This is a genomic window from Microbacterium sp. cf332, from assembly GCF_900102175.1.
Lineage (GTDB): Bacteria > Actinomycetota > Actinomycetes > Actinomycetales > Microbacteriaceae > Microbacterium.
On record NZ_FNKN01000001.1, the window covers coordinates 811074 to 823250 of the forward strand.

12 protein-coding genes are annotated in these 12177 nt (G+C 69.4%); 2 read left to right on the top strand and 10 right to left on the bottom strand.

The window, feature by feature from the left end; translation table 11 throughout:
* Window positions 1-30: 30 nt before the first annotated feature.
* Both BLT21_RS03865 and dnaE read right to left on the bottom strand, forming a co-directional pair.
* Entirely contained in the window at window positions 31-1314 is a 1284-nt protein-coding gene (locus BLT21_RS03865; RefSeq protein WP_091499530.1) for a hypothetical protein, read from the bottom strand.
* A gap of 49 nt (window positions 1315-1363) precedes the next feature.
* Window positions 1364-4882: a DNA polymerase III subunit alpha gene (gene dnaE / locus BLT21_RS03870; RefSeq protein WP_091499532.1), complete on the bottom strand. Its 3519-nt coding sequence runs from the start codon at window positions 4880-4882 to the stop codon at window positions 1364-1366.
* Window positions 4883-4929: 47 nt separating this feature from the next.
* Between dnaE and BLT21_RS03875 the strand changes: the two genes are divergently transcribed.
* Window positions 4930-5403, top strand: a complete 474-nt coding sequence (locus tag BLT21_RS03875; RefSeq protein ID WP_091499534.1) for an NUDIX hydrolase — start codon at window positions 4930-4932, stop codon at window positions 5401-5403.
* Window positions 5400-6002, top strand: coding sequence for a cyclodeaminase/cyclohydrolase family protein (locus BLT21_RS03880; protein WP_091499536.1), 603 nt, complete (start codon window positions 5400-5402; stop codon window positions 6000-6002). The genes BLT21_RS03875 and BLT21_RS03880 overlap by 4 nt, the downstream gene beginning before the upstream one ends.
* A 28-nt stretch (window positions 6003-6030) precedes the next feature.
* On the opposite strand, the gene BLT21_RS03885 is transcribed toward BLT21_RS03880, so the two are convergent.
* From BLT21_RS03885 to BLT21_RS03920, 8 genes are all read right to left on the bottom strand, one after another.
* Window positions 6031-6951 carry an RluA family pseudouridine synthase gene (locus BLT21_RS03885; protein WP_091499538.1) on the bottom strand — a complete coding sequence of 307 codons (921 nt, stop codon included), beginning with the start codon at window positions 6949-6951 and terminating at the stop codon, window positions 6031-6033.
* Between the two features lies 1 nt (window position 6952).
* Complete coding sequence (gene lspA, locus BLT21_RS03890) at window positions 6953-7519, bottom strand: signal peptidase II (RefSeq protein ID WP_091499540.1); 567 nt, start codon at window positions 7517-7519, stop codon at window positions 6953-6955.
* A 3-nt stretch (window positions 7520-7522) separates the two neighbouring features.
* Window positions 7523-8116 carry a DivIVA domain-containing protein gene (locus BLT21_RS03895; protein ID WP_091499542.1) on the bottom strand — a complete coding sequence of 198 codons (594 nt, stop codon included), beginning with the start codon at window positions 8114-8116 and terminating at the stop codon, window positions 7523-7525.
* Between the two features lie 121 nt (window positions 8117-8237).
* Window positions 8238-8540 (bottom strand): YggT family protein, encoded by a 303-nt coding sequence (locus BLT21_RS03900; RefSeq protein ID WP_091499545.1) that lies wholly within the window; start codon window positions 8538-8540, stop codon window positions 8238-8240.
* 6 nt (window positions 8541-8546) lie between these two features.
* Entirely contained in the window at window positions 8547-9008 is a 462-nt protein-coding gene (locus BLT21_RS03905; RefSeq protein WP_091499547.1) for a cell division protein SepF, read from the bottom strand.
* A gap of 31 nt (window positions 9009-9039) precedes the next feature.
* Entirely contained in the window at window positions 9040-9726 is a 687-nt protein-coding gene (locus tag BLT21_RS03910; RefSeq protein WP_091499550.1) for a YggS family pyridoxal phosphate-dependent enzyme, read from the bottom strand.
* Window positions 9727-9738: 12 nt separating this feature from the next.
* A complete protein-coding gene (ftsZ, locus tag BLT21_RS03915; RefSeq protein WP_091500672.1) occupies window positions 9739-10887 on the bottom strand; it encodes a cell division protein FtsZ in 1149 nt (382 codons plus the stop codon).
* A gap of 207 nt (window positions 10888-11094) precedes the next feature.
* A complete protein-coding gene (locus tag BLT21_RS03920) occupies window positions 11095-12177 on the bottom strand; it encodes a cell division protein FtsQ/DivIB (protein ID WP_256335900.1) in 1083 nt (360 codons plus the stop codon).

A 12177-nucleotide genomic window follows, 5' to 3' on the forward strand; every position in this document is an offset into this window, starting at 1 on the left:
GTTCCAGGCTAGCGGGCGGAGAAGACGGCCTCAGCCGCGCGTGACATCGGCCGTCTCGTGGAGGTAGCCCACGCGCCCGTCCTCGTGGCGCACGACGAACACCTCGCCGCGGTCCTCGATGACGAGAGCCCACGCGGTCGGCCCGATGCGGAACAGCGGAGCGCCGGAGGCGTCGAGGACGTCGCGCTCCTCTGGCGCGAGCGCCCAGAAGGCCTGCGGCGCGGCCACGGGCTCGATGACCGTCGTCGCTCCGGTGTCGAACGGCTCCGCGGCGTCTGCCGGCGCGGCGTCGGCGGGTGCGGACGCGGCGGGGGCGGCATAGCCGGTGTAAGCCTCCGCGGGAGCACCGTGGCCGGCGGGTGCGGTGTGCGCCGAGTGGACCGGCCGTGCCGGCTGCGGCCGGGCGGCCACCGGACGCGTCGGGCGCGCCAGACGATGGGCGGTCGACTCCGGGCGGTGACGGAAGTCCTCCCCCAGCACCGGGAGGTGCGGGGCGACCACGGTCAGCACGACACCGCCCAGCGCGAGGATGAGCTCGACCCAGGCGACCCAGCTCGCGAGGAAGACACCCGTCTGAGCCAGCCCTGCGAAGGAACTCCAGATGATGCCGAGCCAGACGGTCGCCGACACGGAGAACGCGACCGAGGCGAACTGGTCTATGCCGAGCGACCCGACGCGCCGGATACCCTGCGGCGAGAACCGACGCAGAAGGACGAGGAACACGGCGACCGTGGGCACGCCGATGGTCAGCACCCAGTCGATCCCGGCACCCCAGACCGACACGCCCGCGCCGAACCGGCCATAGATCGGGAAGAACGAGCAGATGAAGGCGAGCGCCCAGACGCCCGCGAGCGCGACCTCGCGAATCGACAGCGGACCGACGCCGTACTGGGGCGGGATGGCGGACGCCGCATCGCCATCGGTGCTCGACGAAGACCCATCGGACGTCGTGGGGGCGTCGACAGCGACGTTCGTCCCGATGGGGACCTCGGATCCCGCGGCCTCGTGCGGCTGCGGCTCGAACGCGTCGGCCGCGGCCGGTCCACGCAGGCCGGACTCGCTCTCGACGGACTCGCTCTCCGTCGAGACGGGCTCGACGGTCGAGCCTTCGACGACCACGACGTCGTCGACCTCGTAGGGGTCGTAGGGTTCATCGCGCGCCGGTTCCGGCGTGCCGGCATCCAGGCCATCGATGACGGGTTCGGCGGATCCGCCGGGCTCCGACGCCGCGGGGTCGGGCGTCTGCTCGTCGAGAGCGGGCGCCACGACCTCGGGGCGGTCGTCGTCGGAGTGAGTGTTCTTCTCGTCGGTCACGATGTTCCCTTCGTCACGGCGGTGGCACCGCGGTGCGATCCTACCCGGCTCAACCCAGGCACTGGGGTCCGAGGAGCCCCTTGAGCTCCCCGTACAGATCGGGTGTCACGCGCACCGGATGGGGCACTTCGAAGACCTTCGCCGTGCCGGCTCTGTGAAGCTTGAGAGACACCTCGGTATCCCCGCTATGGCGACGCAGAACCGCCGCCAGTTCACCGATGGTCGACTCCGTCGCCCGCTGCTCGGGGAGCAGCAGCACGAGCGGGCCGGCGGCGTCGAACGAGCCGAGGTCGGGCGAGAAGGCGGTCTGCCCGTGCAGGTTGAGCCCGTCGTCGCGGCGTGACACCCGTCCTCGCACCACGAGGATCGAGTCGGCCACCAGCATGCTCTGGAACTCGGTGTATGTCTTTCCCATGAACATGACGGTGACCTCGCCATCGAAGTCCTCGATGGTGATCATTCCGTAGGGGTTACCGCTCTGCTTCGCCACGCGATGCTGCACGCTCGTGACGAGACCGGCGACGATGACCTGATCGCCGTCCTGCACGTCGTCGGAGGCGAGGAGGTCGTGAATCGATGTCGACGCATGCTTCGCGAGGGGGATCTCGAGCCCGGCGAGCGGGTGATCCGACACGTACAGCCCGAGCATCTCGCGCTCGAAGGCCAGCTTGTCCTTCTTCGTCCACTCCGGACGCTCCGGCACCTTGGCCGGCATGACCTCCTCGGCCTCGTCGTACAGGCTGTCGAAGTCGAACCCGATGGCGCCGGTCGCCGCTTTGCGCTTGGCGTCGACCGCCGCCTCGACGGCATCCTCGTGGATCTCCATGAGCGCACGGCGGGTCGAGCCGAGCGAATCGAAGGCCCCGGCCTTGATGAGGGACTCGACCGTGCGCTTGTTGGCGACGTGCAGCGGGACCTTCGTCAAGAAATCGTGGAAGCTGACGTAGTTGTCGTCGGCCCGCGCCGCGATGATGCCGTCGACGACGTTCGCGCCGACGTTGCGGACCGCGCCGAGACCGAAGCGGATGTCTTCACCGACGGCGGCGAAGTATCGGATCGACTCGCCCACATCGGGCGGCAGCACCTTGATACCCATGCGGCGGCACTCGTTGAGGTACACCGCCATCTTGTCCTTCGAGTCGCCGACGCTGGTGAGGAGCGCGGCCATGTACTCGGCGGGATAGTGCGCCTTGAGGTACGCCGTCCAGTACGAGACGAGACCGTACGCCGCAGAGTGCGCCTTGTTGAAGGCGTAGTCGGAGAACGGAAGCAGGATGTCCCAGAGCGCCTGGACCGCCCCCTCGCCGAAGCCGCGCTCCTTCATGCCGCCGGAGAAGCCCGCGTACTGCTTGTCGAGCTCGGACTTCTTCTTCTTGCCCATCGCGCGTCGCAGGATGTCGGCCTGGCCGAGCGAGAAGCCGGCGACCTTCTGCGCGATCGCCATGACCTGCTCCTGATAGATGATCAGGCCGTAGGTCGTGTCGAGGATGTCGCGCAGGGGCTCCTCGAGTTCGGGATGGATCGGCGTGATGGGCTGGAGCCCGTTCTTCCGCAGCGCGTAGTTCGTGTGCGAGTTCGCGCCCATCGGCCCCGGGCGGTACAGCGCGATGACGGCCGAGATGTCCTCGAAGTTATCGGGCTTCATGAGCCGCAGCAGGGAGCGCATGGGCCCGCCGTCGAGCTGGAAGACGCCGAGCGTGTCGCCGCGGGTCAGGAGGTCGTACGCGGGACGGTCGTCGAGCTCGAGGTGCTCGAGGTCGAGCTCCTCACCCCGGTTCATCCGGATGTTGTCGAGCGCGTCGGAGATGATCGTGAGGTTGCGAAGCCCCAGGAAGTCCATCTTGATGAGCCCGAGGGTCTCGCAGGACGGGTAGTCGAACTGCGTGACGATCTGGCCGTCCTGCTCACGACGCATGATGGGGATGATGTCGAGCAACGGCTCGGACGACATGATGACGCCGGCCGCGTGCACGCCCCATTGCCGCTTCAGCCCTTCGAGCCCGAGGGCGCGCTCGAACACCGTCTTCGCGTCGGGGTCGGTGTCGATGAGGGCGCGGAACTCGCTCGCCTCCTTGAAACGCGGGTGCTCCTTGTTGAACATGCCGTCGAGCGGCATGTCCTTGCCCATCACCGCGGGGGGCATCGCCTTCGTCAGCTTCTCGCCCATGCTGAACGGGAAGCCGAGCACGCGGCCGGCATCCTTCAGCGCCTGCTTGGACTTGATGGTTCCGTAGGTGACGATCTGCGCGACGCGCTCGGACCCGTACTTCTCGGTGACGTAGTCGATGACCTCGCCGCGGCGACGATCGTCGAAGTCGACGTCGAAGTCGGGCATGCTGACGCGGTCGGGGTTGAGGAAGCGCTCGAAGATCAGGCCGTGCTCGAGCGGGTCGAGGTCGGTGATGCGCATGGCGTAGGCCACCATCGACCCCGCTCCGGAGCCACGACCGGGACCGACGCGGATGCCGTTGTCCTTCGCCCAGTTGATGAAGTCGGCGACCACGAGGAAGTAACCCGGGAACCCCATCTGCAGGATGATGCCGGTCTCGTACTCGGCCTGCTTGCGCACCTTGTCGGGGATGCCGGCCGGGTAGCGGTAGTGCAGGCCGGCCTCGACCTCCTTCACGAGCCAGCTGTCCTCGGTCTCGCCGTCGGGCACCGGGAACCGGGGCATGTAGTTGGCGGACGTGTTGAACTCGACCTCGCACCGCTCGGCGATGAGGAGGGTGTTGTCGCACGCCTCGGGGTGGTCGCGGAAGAGCTGACGCATCTCCTGCGCCGTCTTGATGTAGTAGCCGTCGCCGTCGAACTTGAACCGGTTCGGGTCGTCGAGCGTCGACCCCGACTGCACGCACAGCAGCGCCGCGTGCGCGTCGGCCTCGTGCTGGTGCGTGTAATGCGAGTCGTTCGTGGCCACCAGCGGGATGTCGAGGTCTTTGGCGAGGCGGAGCAGATCGGTCATCACGCGTCGTTCGATCGACAGCCCGTGGTCCATGATCTCGGCGAAGTAGTTCTCTTTGCCGAAGATGTCCTGGAACTCGGCCGCCGCGGCGCGTGCCGCGTCGTACTGGCCGAGGCGCAGACGCGTCTGCACCTCGCCGGACGGGCAGCCGGTGGTCGCGATGAGGCCCTTGCCGTAGGTCTGCAGGAGCTCGCGGTCCATGCGCGGCTTGAAGTAGTAGCCCTCCATGCTCGAGAGCGAGCTGAGGCGGAAGAGGTTGTGCATGCCCTCGGTGCTCTGGCTCCACATCGTCGTGTGCGTGTAGGCGCCCGAACCGGAGACGTCGTCGCTCTTCTGCTCGGGCGAGCCCCACGCCACGCGGGACTTGTCGCTGCGGTGCGTGCCCGGAGTCACGTAGGCCTCGAGGCCGATGATCGGTTTGATCCCGGCGGCCTGCGCGGCTCGGTAGAACTCGAAGGCGGCGAACGTGTTGCCGTGATCGGTCACGGCGATCGCAGGCATGCCGTAGTCGGCCGCTGCCTGGGTCATCGCCGCGATCTTCGCCGCACCGTCGAGCATCGAGTACTCGCTGTGCACGTGCAGATGAACGAAGGAGTCGGATGCCACGGGACGAGTCTACGTTCGGGCTCCGACAGCGGTCCTAGGCTGGGCGCATGGCCACTCCCGAATTCGTCCTCGAACTGCGCGAGAAGATCGGCACGGCTCCCCTACCTCTCGTCGGGGTCACCGCCGTCGTGTTCCGCGACGAGAAGGTCCTCCTCGGCAAGCGCGCCGACAACGGCAGCTGGCAGCCCGTCTCGGGCATCGTCGACCCCGGCGAGGAGCCCGCCGACGCGGCGGTACGCGAGTGCCTCGAGGAGGCGGGGGTCGTCGTGCGCGCCGAGCGTCTGGCTCTCGTCCATCAGATCCCCCGCATCGTCTACGCGAACGGCGACCAGGTCGACTATCTCGATCTGGTGTTCCGCTGCTCCTGGGTCTCCGGCGATCCGCACCCCGCCGACGGCGAGCTCACCGAGGTCGGGTTCTACGACCTCGGGCAGATGATCGACGTCGCCCCCGAGCACGTGCGCAAGATCGCCCTCGCCGTCGCGGAGGACGACCCGGCGACCTTCCGGGGCGGCCGGTGAGCGGCGAGGTCGCGCTCGAAGACCTCCTCGACGCACTCGCCCGGGATCACGGAGATCCCGGCGGTGGTGCGGCCAGCGGCGTCATCACGGCCGTGGCCGCGGCTCTCGCTCAGATGGTCTGCCGCTACAGCTCGTCCGAGCCGGCGGCCGCCGACATCGACGCCCGCCTCGCCCGCCTGCGCGGCACGGCACTCGACGCGGCAGAAGCCGACGGTCATGCGTCTGCGGCCCTCGGGGCTGCTCTGCGGCCCCGAGCGGACGAGGACCCGGCCGAGCGGGATGCTCGCGTCGTCGCCGCGGCGGAGACCGCGATCGCGACGTCTGCGGCCCTGGGTGAGGTCGCTCTCCGTGTGTGGCGGGAGGTGCTGCTGGTCGCTCAGGTCGGCAATCGGCACCTCATGTCGGATGTCGCGGTGTCGGCGGACGCGGTCGCCGCGGGTCTCGGTGGGGCGGTGACGACCCTGCGTGGCGGCCTCGAGCTCGTGCGCGCACACGGCGATGCCGACGCCGCCGATCAGGCGTACGCGCGGCTCGTCGACCAGTTGCTCGCGGGCCGGCGGGACGCGCGGTCGCTGGCCGACCGTCTCGGCGAGCCCTGAGAACCGAGCGGGCCGGGCACCGCGGGGGTCAGTCGCCGCGCAGAGTCCCGAGAGCGCGCGCGAGATCGGGCGCATAGTCGGACGAGAAGGTCGACCATTCACCGGTCACCGGGTGCTCGAACGCGAGCCGGTGGGCGTGCAGCCACTGCCGGATCAGACCGAGCCGCGCCGAGAGCGTGGGGTCTGCGCCGTACAGCGGGTCGCCGACGCAGGGATGCCGATGGGCCGCCATGTGCACCCGGATCTGATGGGTGCGCCCGGTCTCGAGATGGACCTCGAGCAGCGACGCTCCCGGGAACGCCTCGAGCGTCTCGTAGTGGGTGACGGAGTCCTTGCCCTCGGGGGTGACGGCGAACTTCCAGGAGTGGGAGGGATGGCGCCCGATGGGGGCGTCGATCGTGCCCGCGAGGGGATCCGGATGCCCCTGCACCACCGCGTGGTAGATCTTCTCCACGTCGCGTTCCTTGAACGCGCGCTTCAGGGCGACGTACGCGCGCTCGCTCTTCGCGACGACCATGAGGCCGCTCGTGCCGACATCGAGCCGATGCACCACGCCCTGCCTTTCGGCAGCGCCCGTCGTGGCGATCCGGAAGCCGGCGGCGGCCAGCGCCCCGAGGACCGTCGGCCCGTCCCACCCGAGCGAGGGGTGCGCGGCGACACCGGCGGGCTTGTCGACCACCACGATGTCGTCGTCATCGTGGACGATGCCGAGATCGGGGACGGCGACGGGCACGACCTGCGCCTCCGCCCGCTCCTCCCAGAACACGTCGAGCCAGGAACCGGCCACGAGCTTGTCGGACTTCCCGAGGGTCCGCCCGTCGAGGGTCACTCCCCCGGCTGCCGCGACCTCGGCGGCGAAGGTGCGCGAGAACCCGAGCAGCTTCGCGAGTGCGGCGTCGACACGGACGCCGTCGAGCCCGTCCGGAACCGGGAGTGCCCGCTGCGGCATGTCAGTGATCCGCGTCCGCTGCCGCCGGCTCGTCGGCCGTGCGGCGCTCCCGAGTGCCGTCGAAGCGGATGCCGATGACGACGAGCACCGCGACCGAGATCATCATCGTGACGATGAACATATCGGCGACGTTGTAGATGGCGGACGGGAACCAGAGCCACATCCACGGGGTATGGATGAAGTCGACGACGTGTCCGACGAGGAAGCCCGGCTCGCGGAGGAGTCGGTCGGTCAGGTTGCCGAGCACACCACCGAGCAGCAGGCCCAGGACGATCGCCCACGAGCGCGTACGGACGCTCCGCACCGCGAGGACGATGACGACGACCGCGACGGCCGCGAGCGCCAGCGTGAAGATCCACGTGACACCGGTGCCGAGCGAGAACGCCGCCCCCGGGTTCTTCGTCAGATAGAGCTGGAAGAACTCCCCGAGGACCGGGACCTCTCGTTGGTACGGGAGATTCTCGAGGGCGAGGTACTTCGTGAACTGGTCGGCGGCCAGCACCACTGCCGCGAGAATCGCGACGAGGGCACCGGCCGCCGGACCGTTCAGACGCTTGCGCGACGCCAAGGATTACGCGCCGGCCGAGACGCCGGTCGTGTCGAGGTCGCGCAGCTTGTTCTCGATGAAGCCGCGGAGCTGACCGCGGTAGTCCTTCTCGAACTGCTGCAGGTCGGAGATCCGGCCCTCGAGCGAGACGCGCTCGGCCTCGAGGCGTGCGACCTCGTCGCGGCCCCGCGCCTCGGCCTCGGAGATGATCGAGGCCGCCTGGGCCTGAGCGTCGGAGATGAGCTTGTCGCGCTGGGCCTTGCCCTCGGCGACGTGCTCGTCGTGCAGACGCTGTGCCAGCTCGATGATGCCTGCGGAGGCCGCGGCCGGAGCCAGGTCGGTCGACGACGCGGCGGGCTGCTCGACGGCGGGGACCGGAGCGGGCACGTCTTCGACGACGGGCTGCTCGGCGGGCGCGTCGGCCGGGGCCTCGGCGGGGGTCTCACCCGACTCGTACGCGGCGAGCTTCGCCTTGAGCTCTTCGTTCTCGGCGATCGCCTTGCGCCATTCCACGACGATCTCGTCGAGGAAGTCGTCGACCTCGTCGGGGTCGAATCCTTCCTTGAAACGCACGTGCTGGAACTGCTTGGTGACGACGTCTTCAGGGGTCAAAGCCATGGTGTTGTCCTCTTTCAGGGCTCACGACGCGGGCCGGTCAGCCGGCACCCGCCGCAGCGGGCCGTACCCAACCAGCATAGTCCGACGCCTCCGGGGTCGCGACGATGACGCCGCGCCCCCGTCAGCCGAAGGCGATCGCGCGGGTGATCGAGAGCAGGATGAAGCATCCCAGCATGGTGAGCGGGAATGCCAGATCGATTGCGATGACGCCGAGTCGGATCGGAGGGATGACCCGGCGCAGGGTCTTGATCGGGGGGTCGGTGATCGTATAGACCGCCTCGGCGATCACGAGGGTCAGCCCCCGCGGACGCCACTCCCGATTGAACAGCGGGATGTACTCCAGGATCAGTCGGACGAACAGAACGAGGATGTACAGCAGCAGAGCGAAGTAGACGAGCGCGGCGATGAGCCGTACGACATCCACGTCAGATCACTGCGCGAACGGCGCCGCCTCAGGCTCAGCCTGAGCCACAGCGCCGTCGCCGGACACGGCGATGTTCTCGGGCGAGAGCAGGAAGACCTTGCTCGTCACGCGCTCGATGCGGCCGTAGAGACCCAGGGACAGTCCGCTCGCGAAGTCGATGAGGCGGCGCGCGTCGGCGTCGCTCATCTGCGAGAGGTTGATGATCACCGGGACTCCCTCGCGGAAGTTCTCCGCGATCACCTGGGCGTCGCGGTACTGCTTGGGGTGCACGGTCAGGATCTCGCTGACGGTGCCGGTCGTGGGCTGACGCACGACGGCCGGACGGTGCAGCGGCGTGACCGGCGCAGCCGGCTTGTCGGCGACCTGATCGCGACGGCTCGACTGCTGATCGGCCTGCGGCTCTTCGTACATTTCTTCCTCATCTGCGAGGCCCAGGTAAACCATGGTCTTCTTCAGCGGGTTCGACATCGCATCCTCCGTTTGCTCGTCTGTTCCGAGGCTATCCGCGGTCCGGGCGCGGTCCCGTTATTGCCGATCCGATCCGCAGGTGTGTCGCACCCGCGGAGATCGCTTCGACGAAATCGCCGGTCATCCCGGCGGAGATCCAGGTCGCTGCGGGAGCGACGGAGCGGAGCGCGACGGACGCCTCCGCGAGGCGGGCGAAGGCCGCGGCGGGTTCCTCGTCGAGGGGCGCGACCGCCATGACGCCGCGCATCCGCAGGCCGGCACACCGATCTGCGATGTGCACCGCGAGCGGCTCGAGGTCGGCCGGCCGCACCCCGCCCCGACCGGGGTCGTCCGTGAGGTTGACCTGCACGAGGACGTCCAGCGGGTCGCCGTCGGGGTCGGCGGCGCTCAGCGCGTCGGCGATGCGGGGACGATCGACGGAGTGCACGACGTCGGCGGAAGCGCGCACGGCCCGCGCCTTGTTCGTCTGCGCCTGACCGATGAAGTGCCAGCGCAGGCCGTCGAGGTGACCGAGGTCACCGCGCTTGGCCGTCAGCTCCTGCTGCCGGTTCTCGCCGACGTCGCGCACACCCAGGGCGTGCAGATCGGCGACGAGTCGCGCCGGGTGGAACTTCGTCACGACGATCCGCGTCACCTCCCCGGGGGCGCGACCCGACGCCCGCATCGCGGTCGCGATGCGGGCGTCGACGTCGGCGAGCCGTTCGGCCAGATCCGGCATGGGGCGAGCGGCCTACTTCAGGAAGTCGGGGATGTCGAGGTCGTCGTCACCGAACACGGAGTCGTACGACTCGGAGCGCGACGCGACCGGCACGGTCTCCTTCGTCTCGCGACGTTCCGCGGGCTCGGCGGCGGCTTCCTCGGCCGGAACCTCGGGCAGTGCCGGCGGCGCGGCGGGGCGGGCTGCTGCGATCGGCTCGATGCGCGTCTGCGGCTCGCCCCCGTCGAAGCCCGCGGCGATGACGGTGACGCGGACCTCGTCGCCCAGCGTGTCGTCGATGACCGTTCCGAAGATGATGTTGGCCTCGGGGTGCGCGGCCTCCTTCACCAGCTGCGCCGCGTCGTTGATCTCGAAGATGCCGAGGTTCGATCCGCCCTGGATGGACAGCAGGACACCGTGCGCGCCCTCGATCGATGCCTCGAGCAGCGGGGACTCGACCGCGAGCTCGGCGGCCTTGATCGCACGGTCCGCGCCACGAGCCGAGCCGATTCCCATGAGGGCGGAGCCGGCACCCTGCATGACCGACTTGACGTCGGCGAAGTCGAGGTTGATGAGGCCCGGGGTCGTGATGAGATCGGTGATGCCCTGGACACCGGCGAGGAGGACCTGATCGGCGGTCGCGAAGGCCTCGACCATCGAGATGCCGCGGTCGCTGATCTCGAGCAGGCGGTCGTTAGGGACGACAATGAGCGTGTCGACCTCTTCCTTCAGCTTCGACACACCCGCCTCGGCCTGGCTCTGGCGGCGACGGCCCTCGAACGAGAACGGCTTGGTGACGACACCGATGGTGAGCGCGCCGATGGACTTGGCAATGCGCGCGACGACGGGTGCGCCGCCGGTGCCGGTGCCGCCGCCCTCGCCCGCGGTCACGAAGACCATGTCGGCGCCCGCGAGCGCCTCCTCGATCTCCTCGGCGTGATCCTCTGCCGCACGGCGTCCGACCTCGGGGTCGGCGCCGGCGCCGAGCCCACGCGTCAGCTCACGTCCGACGTCCAGCTTGACGTCCGCGTCGCTCATCAGGAGGGCCTGGGCATCGGTGTTCACCGCGATGAACTCGACACCCCGCAGCCCCAGCTCGATCATCCGGTTGACGGCATTGACGCCGCCACCACCCACACCGACGACCTTGATCACCGCGAGGTAGTTCTGGTTCTGGCTCATGCCGGCCTCCATCTCGTCCCGTACCCTGCTCGTAAACCTTCAACCTCACGTAGAGGTTTAAAGTGTTGCCGGGTATGTAATTCCTGAGTTGAAGTTACGCACTGCGGCGCGCACTGCGCGGATGCGTGCGGCGTGTCGCGACATCCCGGTTTCCGAGCGGTCGCCGGTGAGGGTCGGCGGTCGGCCGGAACCGGGGTCCGGCACCGTTCAGCGGACGACGGCGGCCTGCGGAGACGAGACGTCGTAACCCGACGCATCGGCGCGAGCCGCCATGAGCGCTTCGAGCGCCTGGACCTTCTTGCCCGAGTCCGCCGATCCGCCCCAGACCACCGATCGACCGTCCGCGAGCGTGAGAGTGACGTCGTTGGGCGTCGTCGCGGCGATCACCGCCACCTGGGCGCGCAGAGATTCGGGGAGCGAACGGAACACCTGGCCCGCGGCGGCGAACGTCGTCGACGAGAAACCGCCCTCCACCTCGAGGAGCGGCTGCCCCTCGGGTGGATCCGGAGTCGTCGACAGAGCGACCCCGGCGGCGTCGACGAGGGTGTAGCCGGCCTCGCCCTGAACCGCGCCGACGGGGGTCCGCTCGACGATCCGGACCACGAGTTCGTGCGGCGGCCGCGCCTCGAGGCTGTACGACTCGACGAGAGGGAAGGAGACGAGGGCGGCCTTCACGGCGCTCTCGTCGACGAGTGGCATCGGCGTGCCGAGCTGTCCGGCGAGAGCCGTCTGCACGGCACCCGCATCGAGTTGGGCCGCACCGACCACCGTGATGCGCTCCACCGAGAACAGCGGGCTGTACGCGGCCCCGATCGACCCCAGGACGAGCGCGACGAGCACCCCGCCCGAGATCAGCCAGATACGACGGCGACGCCGCTGACGGGCGGTGAAGCGCTTGACCTCGCGGCGGAGGGCGCGCCGTCTCTCGCGTGCGGCGCCCCACAGATCGCGAGCCGTGAGCGGGCGCCCCGCGGACGGGTCCTCGGTCTCGGAAGCGTCGTCGGCTGCGCCTGGGGCCGGTGCGTCGGACCGGATGGCCGGCTCGAACGGGATGATTGGTGCGATCCCGAAGTCACGACCGCGCTGGTGCCACAGCTCCTCGACCGGCTGGGTCTCGGTGGCATCGGGCCCGACGGCGCCGTCCCCCGCCTCACCGGCTCGCGGTTGCCGGTCGCGCCGGGGCGGCTCGACACGGCGAGGGTCGAGCGTCGGACGCTCGTCTGCCCCTCGGGACTTCTCCTGGCCGCCGGTCGGCCGCGACGAGGGCGGGAGCGGACTCGGCCGGCGCAC

What these genes read in the sequence shown, in the direction of transcription:
- BLT21_RS03875 (WP_091499534.1), top strand. Translation starts at nt 4,930, where the DNA reads ATGGCCACTCCCGAATTCGTCCTCGAACTGCGCGAGAAGATCGGCACG.
- BLT21_RS03885 (WP_091499538.1), bottom strand. Translation starts at nt 6,951, where the DNA reads ATGCCGCAGCGGGCACTCCCGGTTCCGGACGGGCTCGACGGCGTCCGT.
- BLT21_RS03895 (WP_091499542.1), bottom strand. Translation starts at nt 8,116, where the DNA reads ATGGCTTTGACCCCTGAAGACGTCGTCACCAAGCAGTTCCAGCACGTG.
- BLT21_RS03905 (WP_091499547.1), bottom strand. Translation starts at nt 9,008, where the DNA reads ATGTCGAACCCGCTGAAGAAGACCATGGTTTACCTGGGCCTCGCAGAT.
- BLT21_RS03910 (WP_091499550.1), bottom strand. Translation starts at nt 9,726, where the DNA reads ATGCCGGATCTGGCCGAACGGCTCGCCGACGTCGACGCCCGCATCGCG.
- ftsZ (WP_091500672.1), bottom strand. Translation starts at nt 10,887, where the DNA reads ATGAGCCAGAACCAGAACTACCTCGCGGTGATCAAGGTCGTCGGTGTG.